This is a genomic window from Streptosporangium sp. NPDC005286 (assembly GCF_040607515.1).
Classification (GTDB): domain Bacteria; phylum Actinomycetota; class Actinomycetes; order Streptosporangiales; family Streptosporangiaceae; genus Streptosporangium.
Genome location: NZ_JBEXGU010000041.1, coordinates 21,024 through 39,954, shown reverse-complemented (window position 1 = coordinate 39,954; position 18,931 = coordinate 21,024). Strand labels below are relative to the sequence as shown.

The following is an 18,931-nucleotide window of genomic DNA, read 5'->3' as shown; positions in this document are numbered from 1 at the left end:
TCCCTCGCTACGCGGAGCGCTCGTCCCTCGCGCGCCACTACGCTCACTGCGTCGGATTCTCTCAGCACTCACAGGTAACCAAGTCCCTTCAAAGCGTTCCTCGTCTCGGCCACCCAGTTCGCGTAGGCGGGCACCTGGGCCAGGACGGCGAGATCGATGTTGCGTCCTATGTATTCGAAGTAGTCGCGGACCGGCTTGCCACGCCGGGGGACGGTCGCGGCCAGCACCCCCGCGGGATCGGCGATCCTCTCGACGTCGCGGGGCCGCGTGGGCAGCCCGCCGAGGTCACTGCCCGCCAGCCCCGCCCACACCGCGCGGTCGGCGAGCAGCCAGGCCTCGGTGTCGCCAAGCCCGATCACCGGCACCAGGTAGTGCGAGTGATAGCGGACGCCGTCGCTACGGCGGCGCTCCCGCCCGTCGTCGTGGGTGAAGAGCAGGTGGCAGTCGGCCGCGAGCTCCTCCAGCGCGGTGACCATGTGCTCCCGGTCGTGGGAGACGACCTCGGTCTCCTTGACGTCCACCGCGTACGGTGACATCCAGGTGAGCTCGCGCAGCTGCCTGGCGATCACGATGCTGAGGAAGCCCTCGTCGGTCTCCCCCTCCGCGATGAGTCCAGGAACCAGCGGGCGGCTCATGCGGCCGCGCCCAGGTACTTGCGGACCTGCCGGGGTGAGACGAACGTGCCCGGCTCACCGTCCGGCTGGATCGGCTTGGCCACGGTCACCCGCGACACCCGGTCGTTGTCGGGGTCGACGCGGACCGCGGTGTCGAGGAACGTCAGCGCGTCCGGCTCGGTCCGGTAGACCTCCGCGACGACGATCGGGGACTGGCTGGTGAGGATCACCTGCCGCGGCGGCTCGGCACCCCCCGGCCCGGAGGTCCTCTGGCGCACCCGCCGCAGCAGCTCGCCGAGGCGCCCCGGATGGACGCCGCTCTCGATCTCCTCCACCAGCAGCGTGCCCGGGTGGTCGGGGTCGTGCAGGGCGGTCAGCAGGCCGAGGACCCGCAGGGTGCCGTCGGAGAGCAGCGTGGCCGGCACCGCTCCCTGGCCGTCGACGAGCAGGTCGAAGGAGCATTCCCTCCGGTCGGTGCGCGGCACCAGCCCGGTGACGTCGGGGAGCACCCCCGCGAGGTCGACCACGAGGTCGGCCAGCGCCTCCGTACCGGCCATCCGCCCGAGCACCGCGGCCAGGTTCGCGCCGTCGGCCACGAGCGGTCCCTGGTTGGCCGAGGGGCAGCGGCGGCGCATCGCCGCCGGGGACGGCGAATAGCGGCGCCACGAGGAGACCGTACGGCGGGGCGTGCCCTCCGGATCCGGGTCCTCGACCAGGAGATCCAGCAGCTCGTGCGGGATCCGCTGGGCCACGTGGCTGATGACGGCCCCGCTGGATCTGGGGATCTTCAGCACCATCTCCGCACCCACGTCGAACCTGACCGGCACCACGGAGCCGGGCTCCGGGGTGACCAGCGCCTCCACCGAGACGACGAACCCGCCCACGGCGGAACCGTGGGCGACCCGGTGGAACTGCTCGCCCGGCAGCCCGCGGGTCGCACCCAGCAGCCCGCCCGGCCCCTCGATCTCGGCCGCCACGAACCCCACGGCGTCGAAGAGGTTCGACTTGCCGCTCGCGTTGGGTCCGACCAGCGCGAGGAAGGGCGGCACATCGAGATCGAAGCTCAAGAAGGACTTGAACCCGTCGATCTCGATCCGAGTGATCATGCCGCCGTTCTCCCTGTCACCTGTCGCCCCCTCGCCCCGAAATCCAGAAAACCCTTATAGCTCCGGGGCTCTGGACAGCAGGCTGCCGCCCCACCGCGCCTGGAGGGCCTGCTCGACCGCGGCACCGACCCGGTAGCAGCGGTCGTCGCCGAGCACCGGAGCCATGATCTGCAGACCGACCGGCAGGCCGTCCTCGTCCGCCAGGCCGCACGGCACGGAGATGGCCGCGTTGCCCGCCAGGTTGGTCGGGATGGTGCACAGGTCGGCCAGGTACATCGCCATGGGGTCGTCGGCGCGCTCGCCGATCGGGAACGCCGTGGTGGGCGTCGTCGGCGAGATGAGCACGTCCACCTGCTGGAAGGCGGCCTCGAAGTCGCGTGCGATGAGCGTGCGGACCTTCTGCGCCTGGCCGTAGTAGGCGTCGTAGTAACCGCTGGACAGCGCGTACGTGCCGAGGATGATGCGGCGCTTGACCTCGGGGCCGAAGCCCTGGGCCCTGGTCAGGGCCATGACCTCCTCGGCGCTGCGCGTGCCGTCGTCGCCGACGCGCAGGCCGTACCTCATGGCGTCGAAGCGGGCCAGGTTGGAGGAGCACTCCGAGGGGGCGATGAGGTAGTACGCCGGGAGGGCGGTGGTGAACGAGGGGCAGGAGACCTCGAAGACCTTCGCGCCCAGCGACTCCAGCAGTTCCACGGTCTCGTGGAAGCGCGCGAGCACACCCGCCTGGTAGCCGTCGCCGCCGAACTCCTTGACCACGCCGATGCGCAGCCCGGCCACGTCGCCGTTGCGCGCCGCCGCCACGACCGAGGGCACCGGGGCGTCGACGGAGGTCGCGTCCATCACGTCGTGGCCGGAGAACGCCTCGTGCAGTAGCGCGGCGTCCAGCACGTTGCGGGCGAAGGGGCCCGGCGTGTCGAGCGAGCTGGCGAAGGCGATCAGGCCGTAGCGGGACGAGCCGCCGTAGGTCGGCTTCATGCCCACGATGCCGGTGACCGCGGCGGGCTGGCGGATCGAGCCGCCGGTGTCGGTGCCGGTGGACAGCGGGGCCTCGTAGGCGGCGACCGCGGCGGACGAGCCGCCGGAGGAGCCGCCGGGGATGCGGGACAGGTCCCACGGGTTGCGGGTGGGGCCGTAGGCGGAGTTCTCGGTGGAGGAGCCCATCGCGAACTCATCCAGGTTGGTCTTGCCGAGGATCACCAGGCCGGCCTCGCGCAGACGGCGGGTCACGGTGGCGTCGTACGGCGGGCGATAGCCCTCAAGGATCTTGGATCCAGCCGTGGTCGGCATGTCGACGGTGGTGAAGACGTCCTTGTGCGCGATCGGCACGCCGGCCAGCGGGCCGAGCTCCTCGCCGGCGGCCCGGCGGGCGTCGACGGCCCGCGCCTGCTCCAGGGTCGTCTCGGCGTTGACGTGGAGGAAGGCGTTGACCTGCGGCTCGACGGCGGCGATCCGGTCGAGATGGGCCTGGGCGACCTCGACGGCGGAGACCTCTCCGGCGGCGATCAGCGCGCCCAGATCCGCGGCGGTCTTGTGGATGAGGCTCATGCTTCCTCCCCAAGGATGCGCGGCACGCGGAAGCGGTCGTCCTCGACTGCCGGGGCGCCTGACAGCGCCTGTTCCGGCGTCAGTCCTGGCCGCACCTCGTCGGGGCGGTAGACGTTGGTGAGCGGCAACGCGTGCGAGGACGGCGGGATGTCGTCGGCCGCCACCTCGGCGACGCGGGCGACCGCACCGATGATCACATCGAGCTGGGCGGCGAAGTGGTCGAGCTCCTCGTCGGCCAGCGCCAGCCGGGACAGCCGGGCGAGGTGAGCGACCTCGTCGCGGGTTATGGCGGACATGAGTCGTTGAACCCGTTTCGTGGAATGGCAATTGGACACTGTCATCCTATGGCTCGCGACCTGAGGGTCCCGACTCATTAACACCGTCGCAACCAACCGAAGATCTCTTACTCGAAGCGGTCAGACCGCCCCCGGCCCGCCAGGCCGGAGAAATCGGCTCCCGGCCTGTCCGGTGCGCACCGATCCGGGAGGCCCTGAGCCGGTTGCCGTCGCCCGCCGAGATCGCCGTACATCGGCCGCGCCGTGCCCCTGCCCGCCGGGAGATTGCGAAACGTTTTACTGCCGGGAGGCCCGATGATCCACGTCGCCGCCATGGGCATCGGGTCGCGGAGGCGCGCCGCGGGCCCGGCTTGAAACGTTCCCGCCCGGCGGGTCAGGGGCACCGGTGCACCGGCTTCCCAGCTCGCACCCCGAATCACGTTCCACCTCGCGTTCGGTCCCGGGCGCCCCGCGATCGCGGCCCCGTCCCACTGGAGAATCGCTGCCAAAGCGGGATCTTGCGCACCTATGTCAAGAACGTTTTAATGCCCGACAAACGGATGTGACACAACGTGACACGGAACCGGTGCCGGCCATGGCGGCCGGGTTCTGGCCGGCCGGATGTGATACCCGCGCCGTACCCGACGGTGACCGCCATCGCCCAGGACCTGGACGGAAAACTCGCGGGACAGAACGGCCGGGTCCCGCCTCGCCGGATTGTCACCGGCCACCGCGGCACGTGCGAGGCACCGACCGTCCGGCCGCGGCAGGCGGAAGGTCCGGGAGCTAGGCCCGCTGGGGGTTGAGGATCTCGGTGGGGCGCAGGAAGCCGAAGTCGTGCGGGGCGAGCCCCCGATGCTTGCGCAACCATACTGTCGCGTCCGCGGCCGACATGGGCTTGGCGAACAGCCAGCCCTGGCCCAGATCGCACCCCATGTCCGCCAGGCGCTCGGCCACCTCGGCCGACTCGACGCCCTCGGCGACCGAACGCAGGCCGAGAGAGCGGACCAGGTCGACGATCGAGCGGACGATCCGCTCGTCGTCCTTGGACTCGCCGATCCGGCGGACGAACGAGGAGTCGATCTTGACCTCGGCCACCGGCAGACGCTGCAGGCGAACCAGCGAGGAGTAGCCGGTGCCGAAGTCGTCGAGCGCGAGCGGCACACCCAGCGAGGCCAGGGCGCGGACCGCGTCGGCGGTGTACGCCTGGTCGGTCATCAGGATGCGCTCGGTGACCTCCAGCTGGATCGCCTTGGGCGGCAGCCGGTATCGCGCCAGGCCCGCTCCCAGCTGGTCGGAGAGCGCCGAGTCGAGAAGGTCGCGGGCCGAGACGTTGACGGAGATCTGCTCGTGCAGGCCGGTGTGCCACCAGTGGGCGGCCTGCTCCAGGGCCGCGTCGATGACGTATCCGGTGAGGTGGCGCATCAGATACGACTGCTCGGCCATCGGCACGAACTCTCCCGGGGAGATCATCCCCCGCTCCGGGTGGCGCCATCGCAGCAGCGCCTCCACGCCCCGCACCTGCCCTCCCGACAGGTCGAGCTTGGGCTGGTAGTGCAGCCGCAGCTCGGAGCGGTCGATGGCCCTGCGCAGGTCACCGAGGAGGGTGAGCCGCTCGGGACTGTTGCGGTCCTTGTCGGCGGCGTAGATCTCGACCCCGGTCCTGCTCTCCTTCGCCAGGTACATCGCCACGTCGGAGCGTTGCAGGAGCATCTCGAAGTCCGGTGCGTGGTCGGGATAGATGGCGATGCCGAACGAGGCGTCCAGGTCGAAGCTCATGCCCTCCAGCCGTACCGGCTCGGTGATCGCCACCCGCAGGCGCGCCGCCACCTCCCTGGCCGCCGCGGCGTCCCTGACCGAGGGCAGCAGGACGGCGAACTCGTCGCCGCCGAGCCGGGCCACCACGTCGCCAGGACGGACGCTGTGGGTGAGCCGGTGCGCGACCATCTGCAGGAGCCGGTCACCGACCGGGTGCCCGAGGGTGTCGTTGATCTCCTTGAACCGGTCGAGGTCGAGCAGGAACAGGCCGACCCGCTCGCCCTCCCGCGCCTCGGCGAGCGCCTCCTCCGTGCTGAGCACGAGCATCTTGCGGTTGGGCAGCCCGGTCAGGCCGTCGTGCATCGCCTGGTGGTCGCGGCGGACCGACATGCTGGCCGTGAAGTAGACGGCCAGCATGGGCGCCAGGAAGAGCGGCACCAGGGCCGGCGAGTGGTTCATCACCACCACGACGAGCGGGGCCAGGCCGAGCAGCCCGGCGTAGACGAGGCTCTGGTGACCGATCGTGGTCTTGATCACCCGGTGAATCGACCTGCGCTCGTGCAGCGCCACCGCGCCGGAGACCAGCGCGGCCCGAACCACGAAGTAGGCCAGCCCGGCCAGCCCGATCGCCAGCAGGTCGGCGCCGTCGGGCACCCCGGCGCCCACCGTGACGGGCTGGTCGCCGAAGAGGCCGAGCACCACCCCGGCGGCGGTGCAGGCCAGTGTCACCTGGGCGATGTTGAACATGACCCGGTGGCACGCCTTACGGGTGACCGCCCCGTTGACGACCATGGCGACCGCCTGCAGCAGCACCGCGATCGGCAGGCCGTAGTGGAGCAGCGCGGCGAAGGTGAACATGGTCGACGGGTAGGTGCCGCCCACGGTCAGCGACGACGACAGGACCACCGGCCGCAACTCGCCCAGCACGACCAGGACCGTGAGCATCCAGAACAGCGGGCTTCGGGCGAGTTCCACGATCTCGGTCGTGTCCATGCGCAGCTGGGACACGACCAGGACGACGAACCCGACCGAGATGACGGCGGCGAGATAGGCCCAGAGGGGCGATCCCAGACGCGGTCCGGTATCGCGAGTGTCGGTTGGGTCGGCCATGAGTAACAAAACCCCCATTAGTTCACTATGGGAGAGTACGGCCTACGGGCCACTTCGCGAAACCGATTGCGCACGGTCCGTCACTGAAAATTCACGCGTTCTTGCGCACGGCGGCGGGGCGGTCCGGTCACTCCTCGGGCCGCACCGTCACCTCCGCCGCCGCCTCGGGCCCCTCGGCCAGCAGGACTCGCAAACCGGCCTCGTCGAGGATCGGCACGCCGAGCTTCACGGCCTTGTCGAACTTGGAACCCGCGTTCTCTCCGACCACCACGAAGGAGGTCTTCTTCGACACCGACGCCGCGACCTTGCCACCTCGGGTGGCCAGGGCCTCACCGGCCTCGTCGCGGGTGAAGTCGGCGAGCGTGCCGGTCACCACGAAGGTCAGCCCGGCCAGGGTCTGCGGGAGCTGCTCGGCCGGCGGGTCGTCGACCATCCGGACCCCGGCGTCCGCCCAGCGCTTGATGATCTCCCGGTGCCAGTCGACCTCGAACCAGTCGCGGATCGCCGCGGCCACCCGCGGGCCGACGCCCTCGACCGCGGCGAGCTCCTCCTCGGAGGCCTTCCCGATCGCGTGGATGGAACCGAACTCCGCGGCGATCGCCTGGGCGGTCGGGGGGCCGACATGCCGGATGGAGAGCGCGACGAGCACCCGCCAGACCGGCTGGCTCTTGGCCTTCTCCAGCTGCTCCAGCATCTTCTCGGCGTTCTTGCTCGGCTCGCCGCTCTGGTTGGCGAAGAAGGTGACGATCTTCTGCTCGCCGCCCTCCGGATCGGTCTTGGGCAGCCCGGTGTCGGGATCGCGGACCACCGACCTGATCGGCAGCAACTGCTCGATCGTCAGATCGAACAGGTCTGCCTCGGTGCGGACCGGCGGCTCCTGCGGCGGCAGCGGCTGGGTCAGCGCGGTGGCCGCCACGTACCCCAGCCCCTCGATGTCGAAGGCCCTGCGGCCGGCCGCGAAGAAGATGCGCTCGCGGAGCTGGGCGGGACACGCCCTGGTGTTGGGGCAGCGCAGGTCGGCGTCGCCCTCGTTCTCGTACGCCAGCTCGGTGTCGCACTCCGGGCAGCGCTCCGGCATCACGAACGCCCGCTCGGTGCCGTCGCGCAGGTCGACGACCGGACCGACGATCTCGGGGATGACGTCGCCCGCCTTGCGCAGCACCACGGTGTCGCCGATCAGCACTCCCTTGCGCGCGACCTCGGAGGCGTTGTGCAGCGTGGCCCGCTCGACGGTGGAGCCGGCCACCACGATCGGCTCCATGACCCCGTACGGCGTGACCCTGCCGGTGCGGCCCACCGCGACCTGGATGTCGAGGAGCCTGGTGTTGACCTCCTCGGGAGGATACTTGTAGGCGATCGCCCAGCGGGGTGCCCGGCTGGTGGAGCCCAGGTTGTGCTGGAGCTCGATGCGGTTGACCTTGACCACGACGCCGTCGATCTCGTAGGCCGGGTCGTGACGGTGCTCGTTGTAGAAGTCGATGAAGGCGTTGATGCCCTCAAGGTCGTCGACGACCCGGTAGAGGTCGCTGACCGGCAGGCCGAACGCCGCGAGCCGGTCGTAGATCTCCGACTGGGTGCGGGGCGGGGCGGTCCCCTCCCACTTGCCGATCCCGTGGACGATCATGTGCAGCGGCCGCTGCGCGGTGACGCGCGGATCCTTCTGCCGCAGGGAACCCGCCGCGGAGTTGCGCGGGTTGGCGAACGGCGCCTTACCCGTCTCGACCAGCTGCTCGTTGAGCTTCCTGAACTCCTCGACCGGGATGTAGACCTCGCCCCTGACCTCCACCAGGTCGGGCACGTCGTCGCCGGTCAGGCGGTGCGGCACGTTGGCGATCGTGCGGACATTGGCCGTCACGTCGTCACCGACGCGGCCGTCGCCCCTGGTGGCCCCCCTGGTCAGGCGGCCCTTCTCGTAGACCAGTGCGATCGCCAGACCGTCGATCTTCAGCTCGCACAGGTAGGGCGCGGGGTCGCGCTCGGCCAGCCGCTCGGCCCTCGCCCGCCAGGCGGCGAGATCCTCGGCCTTGAAAGCGTTGTCGAGGCTCTCCATCCGCTGCAGGTGCTTGACCGGATTGAAATCGCTGGAGATCGGCGCGCCGATCTTCTGGGTGGGGGAGTCGGGCGTGCGGAGGGTCGGGCTCTCCTCCTCCAGCTCGCGCAGCTCGCGCATCCACCCGTCGTACTGGGCGTCGCTCACGGTGGGCGAGTCGAGCACGTGGTAGCGCCAGTTGGCCTCCTCGACCAGCTCGGTCAGCTCCGCGTGCCGCTCCAACGCCCGCACCGGCACGCCCTCGACCTCAGCGCCCATCGCCGCTTCTCCCCTCGTCGTCGGCCAAGCCAAACGTATCCTCGAGCACCGACAGTCCGCGTCCTTCCTTACCCCGAGTTGAAGCCCCCGGCGGCCGGGATCACTCGCCGGGGTCGTCCTGCAGCACCCGGGCGGCCTTGCGGCAGGTGGCCAGGGCCGCCCTGGCGTAGGCGGGCGAGGCCCCGGCCAGGCCGCAGGCCGGGGTGAGCACCACCTGCGAGGCCAGCGTCGCGGCGGGGAAGCCGAGACGGCGCCAGAGCTCGACGGCCGGTCCGGCGACCACTCCGACGTCGGGGAGCCTCGCGTCCGTCCCCGGCACGACACCGAGGAAGAGAGCCGTCCCCGCCTCGACGGTCTCGCCGATCACGTCCTCGTCGCGCCTGTTCAGCAGGTGGGCGTCGAGCGAGACGCCCGCCGCGCCCGCCGCGCGCAGCACGCGGAAGGGCACGGCGGGGGCGCAGCAGTGCACGACGGCGAACGTCCCCGCCGGGAACACCGCGCCGAGCCGGTCCGCGGCGACCTGACGGTCGACCGCGGCCAGCCGCCCGAAGCCCGAGGCGGTCGGCACCGTGCCCGCGAGAACGCCCGGCAGCCCCGGCTCGTCGATCTGCACCACGATCTTCGAGGCTCCCGGCACCCTGCGGCGCACGTCGGCGACGTGCGCGGCGAGCCCCTCGGCCAGGGACTCCACCAGATCGCGCACCGCCCCCGGGTCGGCGAGCGTCTTGTCGCCGTACCTGAGCTCGACCGCTCCGGCCAGCGTCCACGGCCCGCACACCTGGATCTTGAAGGGCCCCTCGTACCCCTGGGCCGCCTCCTCCAGGGCGTCGAGGTCGCGGATGAGATGGTCGCGGGCGCGTTTGAAGTCACGGCCCGGCCGGTCGGCGAACCGCCAGCCCGACGGCTGTACCTCCACGGGCATCTCCAGCAGGAGCGACGCGGTGCGCCCGATCATGTCGGCGCCGACGCCCCGGGCGGGCAGCTCCGGCAGGTACGGCAGCGCGGGCGACTCGCCGAGGACCACCCTGACCGCCTCGGCGTGGTCCTCCCCCGGATGCGACCCGATGCCGGTGGCGGTCGCCTCACCCCATGGGTACTGGCTCAAGACTGCTCCTGGTTTCACGTTGGGACGTGGGCGACGCTCACCGGCGTCCGCCCGGCTCACCCACCCTGGCCAGCTTAGGACCGCCGGATCCCGTCCCCGCCCTGAGTGACCTCTCCTCGTACGGCCTCACCGGCCGGTTCCCGGTGCCGGTGCGGTGTGTCAGGCGGATGAGGTTGACCGTCCTTGTCACCGGCAGCAATCTCGCCATTACTCCGATACGCAAATGAAACCAGTCATCCCACCCCCGACAGGCAAAAGAGCATGAAGAACGGATGAAAACGGTGATCCGGGTGGGTCAGATTTGATTTGATGGTGCCTGATAAAGCGATAAATACATATATAGAGACTTGAGCCGATAGGAACCCCCGTGGGCGATTTGCACCCTTTGCTGCAAGAAGATCCGAAGCGCATCGGCGTCCACCTCCTGGTCGGCCGGCTCGTCGAAGACCCCACGCAGGCCGTCTACCTGGGGCATCTACTGGACGAGGACACCCTCCGGGTGATCCGCGTGCTGGAAGCGTGTCCGGGCACCGACCCACCGACCCGCGAACGAATCACCAACGAGCTGCACGCCGCCAGGCGCGTGTCCGGCGCACACGCCGCCCGGCTCCTTGAGGTCGGCTGGTTCGACGACTCCCCCTATGTGGTCCGCGAGCACCTGGGAGGCCGTTCACTGCGCGAGACGGTGACCACCGACGGACCGCTCAGCGGGGACGCCCTGGAACGGCTCGCCGTCAGCATGCTCACCGCGCTCACGGCCATCCACCTGTCCGGTCTCGTCCACGGCGGCCTCAGCCCGGACACCGTGCTCCTCGGTCCCGACGGGCCCCGCGTCTGCGACATCGGCCTCGGCGACACCGGCTCCGAACCGGGATACCGCGCCCCCGAGTACATCCACCCGGCGCTCGGATCCGGCGGCGACATCGCCCGGATCACGGAGACCGGCACCGGTCAGGCACCGGTCCCTGCCACCGTGGCCGGAAGGCCCGCGGACCTCTTCGCCTGGGCCGCGACGGTCGTCTACGCGGCGACCGGTCAGCCGCCTCTCCTTGAGCGGCCCGAGACGGCGCCAGAGGGCCCGGCGAACCTGACCGGCATCCCGTCCGGGCTCCGCTCCCTCATCGCCGTCTGCCTGGACAGCCGCCCGGAGGCTCGGCCCGACACCGGCGCGGCCATGCTGCGGCTGCTCGGCGGGCAGCCCGTGGAAACGCTCCTGCCGGCTCCCCCGCCGCCCGCCGAGGGCGGCGGGAACCTCCCCGGCGCGAAGGACGGGGCCCTGTACCCGGCCTCGGTGCAGCCGCCGGCGACGCCGCTCTGGAACGCACCGCCGCTGCCGGGAAGCCCGCCTCCGATGAGCGGGACTGTGATCACCGAACCCGCCAGGGAGCAGCGGAAGACCGCCGGTTTCCCCCTCATGCTGGTGACCGGTGTCGGTGTGGTCGCCCTGATGTCCGGCCTCGGAATCTGGGCCGCCGGAAACTACGCCTCCCTCGGCAACACCGGACAGGTGGCCGCCGCGAACGAAAGGGCCCCGCTGGCGCTGGCGAGCCGGTGGCAGGGGCAGGGGGGTGGAGATCCGGGCCGGGGGAGTGCAGGTCCGGGCGGGGCGGGCGGAGACCCGGGCCAGAGCAATGTGGATCCGGGCCAGGGCACCACGGACGACCCGGCCAACCGGGTTACCGTGCCCTGGGGCATGACACCGGAGCCGCGGGTGGGAGACGTCGGGCCGTTGCAGCTGCCCACCGACGTCCCCACACCCCCGGCACTGGATCCGCTCACCCCACCGCCGACCGCGGTGCCGACGATTCCGGCCGCCCCCTTGCCGACCGCCGCGCCGACCGCCGCGCCGGCTCCCCCGCCCCAGGCCACGGAGAAGGCCAGGGCGACGCCGACCGCCAGGGCCGGGGAAAAGCGGAAGCCGACTCCTCGAACCACAGAACCTCAGCAGACGTCGCAGCCGAAGCCGAGCCCGACACGGGAGACTCCCGAGCCACCGCCCCCGACGCGGTCCGAGCCGAGCCCGACACGGGAGGCCCCCGAGCCACCGGCCCCGACACAGTCCAAGCCGCCGTCGTCGAAGCCGACCACCAATCCTCCGGCCGTGGCCCCGGAATCACCGCCCACCACCAAACCACCCGCGGCCAAACCACCCGCGGCCAAACCGACCACGGCCGCTCCGAAACCGACCGCGGCGGCGCCGCCGCGTTCCAACCCCTACAGCCCGCAGCAGGTCTGCGGATCGGGTTACTACGTGCAGCGGTCCGCCCAGTTCGGCGGCGGGACGACCTACCAGCTCTACAACACCTCCACCGGCACCAACTGCGCGGTCACGATGAAGACCGCCGACGTCGGAAAGGCGACGCAGGTCTGGGCCACCCTGGAGGTACAGGGGGGCGCTTCCAAAACCGACCGGGGCAACTTCGAGTACTACGCGGGCCCGGTCTTCCTTCCGGCCAAGGGCAAGTGCGTGCGCATCTCCGGCGGCGGCCCCGGCGGCAGCACCAGCACGGGCTGGGCCAACTGCGGATGACCTCCGAGGCGAACGCGGGTAACGCGGCGGGAGGAGAGAAGCATGACGCCGCTCTCCCCCGGCGCCGACCCTGCCGCCGACCGCGCGGCCGACCGGATGCTCGCCGGGCTCCAGGAGCAGGTGAACCGGGCGGGAGAGATCGGGCGACACGCACCCGTGGCCATGGGACGGTGTGGAGCCGCTGCCCGGCCCTTCGAGAGATGAAGAGTGCTGTCTGACGTCCGCCTGTTTCGGGGGTTTCAATGATTGGTGGGAAGTTTGTCGCGGGAGTGCTCGCGCTGACTGTCACCGCTCCCGTCCCCGCCTCGGCGGCGGGAGGGGCGGTGGGAGGCGCAGCCGACTGCTCCCCGCCCCGCGGGACGAAGAGCATCAGGGAGTCGTGGGCCCAGCGGCGCTTCAACCTGCCGGAGGTGTGGAAGCTGACCAGGGGCGCGGGGGTGACGGTCGCGATCGTCGACAGCGGCGTGGACGTCACACACCCGCAGCTGACGAAGATGGGAAAGTCACTGATCGACCTCACCGGCACGGGCGGGGGCGACTGCATCGGGCACGGCACGGAGGTCGCGGGCATCATCGGGGCGAGTGAGATCAAGGGAGTGCCGTTCGCCGGCATCGCGCCGGAGGCCAAGCTGATATCCGTCAAGCACACGAACAAGGACATCGGCGAGGCGGGGTCGCTGGCCCACGCGATACTGCGGGCCGTCCGGCTCGGCGCCGACGTGATCAACGTGTCGGCCAAGGCGTACGACCAGCCCGATCTGAGGAAGGTGGTGAACTACGCCCTGGCCCAGGACGTGGTGATAGTGGCCGCCGCGGGCAACGTCACCAAGGATGACGGCACCTCCCCGCCCGCCTACCCGGCCGCCTATCCCGGAGTCATCTCCGTCGGCTCGGCCAACCCGGACGGCACCAGGGCCTCCTCCTCCAGCACCACCACCCCGGTCTCCGTGCTCGCCCCCGGCGTCGACCTCACCTCCACCTCGCCGGGCAGGGCCTACAGCGAGGGCCTGGAGGGCACCAGCTTCGCCGCGCCGTACGTCGCGGGAGTCGTGGCGCTGGTGCGCGCCCGTCACCCCGGGCTGGACCACCTGGCCGTGCATCGGCGCATCAAGCTGACCGCCGGTGGCGGCTCCGGGGTCGGGACCGGCGAGGGAGTGATCAATCCGCTGCTGGCCGTCTCGGCGATCCTGCCGTCGGAGTCGGTGGCGATCGCTCCGGACGAGGCCGCCCCGCTGCCGGCTGACGCGATCCCGCGGGTCCCCGTGGAGGACTCCCATGGAATCGCGGTCGCCGCCTGGGTCGCCCTGTTCTCCCTCTCGCTGGCGCTCCTGGCCGTCCTGGCCAGGGTGGTGACCCCGCTGGGCCACCGCCGGGGATGGCGGCCGGCCCGGATCGAGAGTGGCGGGTGAGAGCGCGATGAGTCTCCTCATCCATCGTTCCCCGGTGGAGGCGGCGAGGTGGGGGCGGCATGCAGACCCGTCGTGACCTCTACCAGGCGCACAAGCTGATGGTCCAGCGCCTGAACATGGCCCTGCTCCAGGGCGAGCCGGACCTGCCCGAATCGCCGATGCGCAGGCTCAACGTGGCGATGTTCTGCGGTGTGCTGGCCGCGGTGCTGGTGACGGTCGGCTTCGGCATAGTCGGGCTGCTCTTCCCCGGTGGCGCGACCGCGCTCACCGAGCCGGGGACCGTGATCGTGGAGGAGGAGTCGGGCGCGGTCTTCGTCTACAGCGCGCCGCGGAAGGAGATGCTCCCGGTCGCCAACATCACCTCCGCCCGGCTGTTGCTACGCGAGCGGGAGGTGACCGTGCGCACCGTCACCTCGGCCTCCCTCGCGGACTTCCAGCGCGGCACGATGGTGGGCATCCCCGGCGCCCCCCAGTCGCTGCCCGCCCCCGGCAAACTGGTCCGTGCCCCCTGGTCGGCCTGCGTGGTGGAGGGCGTGGACACCCGCGGCGAGCGCCGGCTGTACACCTCACTGGTCGGCGGCATGAACGTCGGAGGCCGCCCGATCGGGACGGACAGCGCCATGGTCGTCGAGGAGGGGAACGACACCTGGCTGCTCTGGTCGAACCAGCGGATGCTCGTACCGGCCGGCAGCGTGCGGGCGCTGCCGGAGGGCGGGCGCCGCCAGGTCCCCGCGGCCTGGCTCAACGCACTGCCCGTCGGGGCCGACTTCCGAGGCCCGAAGATTCCCGGCCTCGGCCGCGCGGCCCGCGGGCCCGACGGGAAGCAGTCCGCGGTGGGCCGGGTGTACCGGGTGCCCTCGCTGGCCGGCGGCTCCGAGAAGTGGTACGTCCTGCTCTCCGACGGACTGGCGAGTCTCACCCCCGTCCAGGTCAGCCTGCTGTTGCAGAACCCCGCCAGCAAGAAGGCGTACGGCGACCGGCAGGTGCGGCCGATCGAGACGGACGCCGCCAGCGCGAACGGGATGAAGGTGTCGGCCACCAGCCTGGACTCCGCCGGCCTTCCCACGGTCATGCCGAAGATCATCACTCCGAATCCGACGGACCCGCTCTGCGCCGTCTACTCCGACGCGGAGCGCGGCTCGACCCGGGCCACGCTGACGATCGAGAGCACCGTGCGGATCCCCACGCCGCCCGCGGGCCGGTTCAACCAGGACGCGGCCGACCAGGTGGTGCTCCCGCCCGGCACCGGCGCCCTGGTGGGAGTGCTGCCGGGAAACGACAGGCTGGACTCGGTCCAGTCGCTCTACCTGATCGGAGACCAGGGGCGGCGGCACGCCATCCAGTCCCCGGAGGCGCTGGGCAGCCTCGGCTACGCGCTGGAGGACGTCGCCCCACTCCCCGCGCAGCTCAAGCTCCTGATCCCCGAGGGCCCGGTGCTCGACCCCGCGGCCGCGCGGGCACCGGTGCGCGTGGAGCAGCCGCCGACGGCCCGCCTTCAGCAGTAGAACATCCGTCGCGCCAATTTTCCCTTTTGTCGACAGATGAGAGGGAAATCATGATCTATTAGGAGCGCAGGTAGGTGCGGGAACGCAAGGAGCAGGCATGGCAGATCCGATAGAAGATCTCTTCCGGACGCTCTCCAACGCGATCGCGTCGCTGGGCAGCGACGCGGATCAGCGGCAGCTGACCAAGATGGCCGAGGCCTGCCGCCAGCTCGACCGGGATCTCCAGGGCGTGAACGAGATGCTTCAGCCCACGGCGTACAGACCCCCGGCCGACTGGTCCGGCGCGGCGTCGTCGGCCTTCCAGGATGTGAACAGGAAACAGCTCAGCCCCGAGGAGCGCAGGGCGCTCAGCGAGAACCTCAGGGTCGTCGCCGAGGTGCTCGACGCGGCGGCGGAGGCCAGCCACGAGACCAAGCGCGCGCTGGAAGAACTCATCAAGTCCATCGGGATGTCCATCGCGGCCAGCGTCGCCATCTCCCTCACCGCCGGAGCCCTGGGCGCCTACGTGGCGTGGGCCGCCCGCGCGAACATCGCCGCCAAGGGCGCGGTCGCCACCGGGAACATCATGATGAGGCTGACCGCGCTGCTGAAGAACCTCGGAACCACCCTGAGGAGCCTGGGGATCGCCGGGGGCAGGAGCAGGGTCGCGAAGGCCTGGACGCTCAACGGGTCCGAGTCGTACTCCTTCGGCAAGACCAGCCTGACGGCCCTCTCGAACTACTGGAAGGTGTTCGGCATGTCCTGGGCCGGCGGCTACGCCACGGCGGGCTTCGGCCGGATGCTCAACGGCCAGTCCTTCGTACAGCCTTTCAGCCTCGGATACGCGCAGCTCACCAATGCCGCGGGGATCGCGTCCGCGCTGCCCTTCGGCAGCACGTGGTGGTCCAAGGCGCACGCGGCCCACCCCGCGCGTATGAACTTCGCCGCCGGTGTCACGGCCGGGGCGCTCCCGTCCCCGGTGAACGACATGCTCCAGGGTGGGAAGTCCGCCGGGGAGATGGCGAAGAACTTCGCGACGTTCGGGCTCGTGTCCGGAGGGTTCAACGCCGGGATGGGAGGAGCCCTGGGCAAGACCGGTATCACCGATCCGAAGCTGGTCATGGGCATCGGTTCCTTCTTCGGCCTGATCCCGGGTACGGCTCTCCGCGGCGCCCCCGAGCCCTTCGGGGTGCCTCTCGCCCCGGCTCCGGAACCGCTGCAGATACCGGAGAACCCGTTGCAGTCGAGGCCGACGAAGCCCTGACCTCGATCACGCCGTACAGGTCACGCCGTACGGAAGGTCTCGCCCGCGGGAACCTTCCGTACGGCCGGTGCCGTCGGCTCAGCCCGGCGCCGTCGGCTCAGTAGGGCTCGCGCCCCGCGTCCCTGACCCTGGCCTCCCGCTCGTCCATGGAGCGGCCGAAGGCGTTGGAGATCTCCTGGAACGGGTCGGTGAGCTCCTCCGTGGACAGCCCGGAGGGGCCGAGAACGTCACGCAGCACCTGCTCCCGCTTGTAGTCGCCGTCTTGCTGCGCCCGCCGTACGGCGAGCGTCACCTCCTCGGCCAGGTCCTGGCTGCCCATCTCCATCACCCGGGGATCGAGCCGCACCTCCAGCAGGAGCCCGGCCGCGCCGGTGCGCGCGCGGACCTTGCCGTTCGCGCTCTCGCCCTCGCCGGTGACGTCGTCGAGCTCACGTAGCACGACCTCCGCACGGTATCTCACCTGCTCGGCGTCCTCGACCAAGCGGTCCAGATCCTCGAAGCGGAAACCGCCGGGAGAGGAGTTGAAGGGAAACACATGTCCTCCTTGTGATCATCGGCCGGTCGAGGTCAGAACATGCCCAGGACGCCGCCGCTGGGCTGCTTGGTGCCCCCCAGATCCAACGAGGGGGTGAGGCTGCCGGACTGGTAGTCGAATCCCAAGCCCGCGTAGTCGGGCGTCTTGTCGGTCACGGCCTCCAGGCCGGGGAGCAACTGCGCCTGGGTCGCGCTGTACATGTTCACGATGCCGAGAACCGCGGTGGCGGAGAGAATCACCTTCATCTTCGTCCTGATCAGCGCCACGAGGCCCTGGCCGATACTTCTGAGTGCCTGGTGTATCGCGATCTGCGCGCTCACCCTCATCGCGGGAACGACCATGGTGGCCAGGGCCACGGCCGCCAGATAGGCCATGAGCTGCGCGGCCCAGAACACCACCTGGGCACCGACGTGGAAGATGAGCGCGGCCTGCTCGACGGTGTCGCCGGCACTGACCCGGTGGTTCTCGAGCTTGGCCGTCTCCTCAAGGAAGGCGGCCGAGGAGGAGTCGAACAACTGGCGTGCCTCTCCCTTCCATCCTCCGGCCTCGGCCAGCGCCCTCAGGCCGGTTATCGTGGCCTTCAGGTCGTTGAGATCCACGGCCTCGCCCCCCAGCTTCGAGTCACGCCACTGCTCGGCGAGCCTCTGCATGCCGCCGGGATCGGAAATCATGGTGCCGATCATCACGGCGATGCTCTTCGCGATGGGGGACATGAGCACGACCGCGGCGGCGGCGGCCTCCGCCGCCGCCGCGATGTACATCGCCTTGTCACTCTCGTAGCTCACGGCGAGCGCCTTCCTTCAGACCGCCGGACCGTCAGGCCTCCGGGCAGGGGGGACCGATCCTCGTCGATCACTGCTCCTGCCCGAGCACGGCGGGGGCGACGTCGGCGTCGTCGTCCCAGTCCCCCTCGTCCCCCGACAGGCCCGAGAACGGGTTGTCGATCTCCCTCTTCTGGTCGCCGGCACCGCCCATCGGCATGAAGGGCATTCCCGCCATGCCGTTCAGCCCGGCCCCACGCGCGCCGGCCAGTGAGGACTGCCCGCCGCCCGCCGCCGCTCCGGAGGGGGAGGCGCCGCCGGAACGGCCGGACTCGCCCGACCAGGTCGAGGCTTCCGGCACCCTCGGCTGCGACGTCGTCAGGTCGGGAGGGGTGTAACCCGCCAGGTCCGTCTTCCCCGGGTCCGGCAGGTCGAGGTTCGGGGTGGCCGGCGTGTTCGCCGCGTCACCAGGATCGAGGCCCGGGATGTTCGTGTCGGGGACCTGCGGCAGGTCGGTGTTCGGCGCCGGTATGTCGGGCGTGGGGGTGTTCGAATCGGGAAGGTCCGTGCCCGGCGTCTTGAGGTCGGGCGTCTCCAGGTCCGGGGTCCGCGCACCGGGCGCGGTCGGGTCGAGGCCATCCGTGTCAGGAAGGCCCGTGCCAGGAAGGCCCGTACCGGGAAGGCCCGTGTCGTCAAGGCCTGTACCGGGCAGGCCCGTGTCATCAAGGCCCGTGCCCCCCAGATCCAGGCCACCGAGATCCGGCGTGCCGAGTCCGGGAGAGCCCGGCCCCGGGAAGAGTTCCTCGTTCTCCTTCTCCCGCTTCCTCATGTCCTCGGCCATCGCGGCAAGAGCCGCCTTCCAGGAGTTCAGCACCTTCGCGCTCGCTTCGAGAGCCTGGGCGGCGCTGTCGCGAGCCTGGTCGGTGGCCGTCAGCAGCCCTATGCCGACGACGCCGAACGCGGGAAAACCGATGCCGATCGCAGCGGTCCTCTTCCCCAGTGACTCCAGGCCCGGCGCCTCCCTGCCGAACCCGTTGCCGAGTCCGTCCAGATCGTCGGCCGAGTAGCCGATCTCCTGACTCGTCGGGCCGAAGTTCATTCCCGGAACAAGTTCGCCCATCTCCACC

Annotated in this window: 15 protein-coding genes; 5 read left to right on the top strand and 10 right to left on the bottom strand. The window is 70.8% G+C overall.

Annotated features, from left to right (window positions below; all coding sequences use genetic code 11):
- Window positions 1–68 precede the first annotated feature (68 nt).
- The 7 genes from ABZU75_RS17495 to ABZU75_RS17465 form a co-directional block, all read right to left on the bottom strand.
- A complete protein-coding gene (locus ABZU75_RS17495; RefSeq protein WP_355555069.1) occupies window positions 69–635 on the bottom strand; it encodes a hypothetical protein in 567 nt (188 codons plus the stop codon).
- Window positions 632–1,720: an AAA family ATPase gene (locus ABZU75_RS17490; RefSeq protein ID WP_355555067.1), complete on the bottom strand. Its 1,089-nt coding sequence runs from the start codon at window positions 1,718–1,720 to the stop codon at window positions 632–634. The genes ABZU75_RS17495 and ABZU75_RS17490 overlap by 4 nt, the downstream gene beginning before the upstream one ends.
- Window positions 1,721–1,774: 54 nt before the next feature.
- Complete coding sequence (gene gatA, locus ABZU75_RS17485; RefSeq protein ID WP_355555064.1) at window positions 1,775–3,265, bottom strand: Asp-tRNA(Asn)/Glu-tRNA(Gln) amidotransferase subunit GatA; 1,491 nt, start codon at window positions 3,263–3,265, stop codon at window positions 1,775–1,777.
- Entirely contained in the window at window positions 3,262–3,561 is a 300-nt protein-coding gene (gatC, locus tag ABZU75_RS17480; RefSeq protein ID WP_030913706.1) for an Asp-tRNA(Asn)/Glu-tRNA(Gln) amidotransferase subunit GatC, read from the bottom strand. The genes gatA and gatC overlap by 4 nt, the downstream gene beginning before the upstream one ends.
- Window positions 3,562–4,326: 765 nt before the next feature.
- Complete coding sequence (locus ABZU75_RS17475) at window positions 4,327–6,408, bottom strand: EAL domain-containing protein (RefSeq protein ID WP_355555062.1); 2,082 nt, start codon at window positions 6,406–6,408, stop codon at window positions 4,327–4,329.
- A 127-nt stretch (window positions 6,409–6,535) separates the two neighbouring features.
- Entirely contained in the window at window positions 6,536–8,716 is a 2,181-nt protein-coding gene (ligA, locus tag ABZU75_RS17470; protein ID WP_355555060.1) for an NAD-dependent DNA ligase LigA, read from the bottom strand.
- Between the two features lie 100 nt (window positions 8,717–8,816).
- The gene (locus ABZU75_RS17465) at window positions 8,817–9,821 is read right to left on the bottom strand and encodes a methionine synthase (RefSeq protein ID WP_355555058.1); all 1,005 of its coding nucleotides are present in this window, start codon (window positions 9,819–9,821) and stop codon (window positions 8,817–8,819) included.
- A gap of 367 nt (window positions 9,822–10,188) precedes the next feature.
- Here ABZU75_RS17465 and ABZU75_RS17460 point away from each other — a divergent pair, with 367 nt between their 5' ends.
- From ABZU75_RS17460 to ABZU75_RS17440, 5 genes are all read left to right on the top strand, one after another.
- On the top strand, window positions 10,189–12,351 hold the full coding sequence (locus tag ABZU75_RS17460; RefSeq protein WP_355555056.1) for a serine/threonine protein kinase: 2,163 nt from the start codon (window positions 10,189–10,191) through the stop codon (window positions 12,349–12,351).
- Between the two features lie 42 nt (window positions 12,352–12,393).
- Window positions 12,394–12,555, top strand: coding sequence for a hypothetical protein (locus ABZU75_RS17455; RefSeq protein WP_355555054.1), 162 nt, complete (start codon window positions 12,394–12,396; stop codon window positions 12,553–12,555).
- Between the two features lie 38 nt (window positions 12,556–12,593).
- The gene (locus tag ABZU75_RS17450; protein WP_355555052.1) at window positions 12,594–13,760 is read left to right on the top strand and encodes a S8 family serine peptidase; all 1,167 of its coding nucleotides are present in this window, start codon (window positions 12,594–12,596) and stop codon (window positions 13,758–13,760) included.
- Window positions 13,761–13,819: 59 nt separating this feature from the next.
- Entirely contained in the window at window positions 13,820–15,265 is a 1,446-nt protein-coding gene (eccB, locus tag ABZU75_RS17445; protein ID WP_355555050.1) for a type VII secretion protein EccB, read from the top strand.
- 97 nt (window positions 15,266–15,362) lie between these two features.
- Window positions 15,363–16,508 (top strand): hypothetical protein, encoded by a 1,146-nt coding sequence (locus tag ABZU75_RS17440; protein ID WP_355555048.1) that lies wholly within the window; start codon window positions 15,363–15,365, stop codon window positions 16,506–16,508.
- A 97-nt stretch (window positions 16,509–16,605) separates the two neighbouring features.
- Here the strand turns inward: ABZU75_RS17440 and ABZU75_RS17435 are convergent, their stop codons facing one another.
- The 3 genes from ABZU75_RS17435 to ABZU75_RS17425 form a co-directional block, all read right to left on the bottom strand.
- Window positions 16,606–17,043: a YbaB/EbfC family nucleoid-associated protein gene (locus tag ABZU75_RS17435; RefSeq protein WP_355555046.1), complete on the bottom strand. Its 438-nt coding sequence runs from the start codon at window positions 17,041–17,043 to the stop codon at window positions 16,606–16,608.
- A gap of 32 nt (window positions 17,044–17,075) precedes the next feature.
- A complete protein-coding gene (locus tag ABZU75_RS17430; protein ID WP_355555044.1) occupies window positions 17,076–17,828 on the bottom strand; it encodes a hypothetical protein in 753 nt (250 codons plus the stop codon).
- Between the two features lie 67 nt (window positions 17,829–17,895).
- Complete coding sequence (locus tag ABZU75_RS17425; RefSeq protein WP_355555042.1) at window positions 17,896–18,924, bottom strand: hypothetical protein; 1,029 nt, start codon at window positions 18,922–18,924, stop codon at window positions 17,896–17,898.
- Window positions 18,925–18,931: the final 7 nt, after the last annotated feature.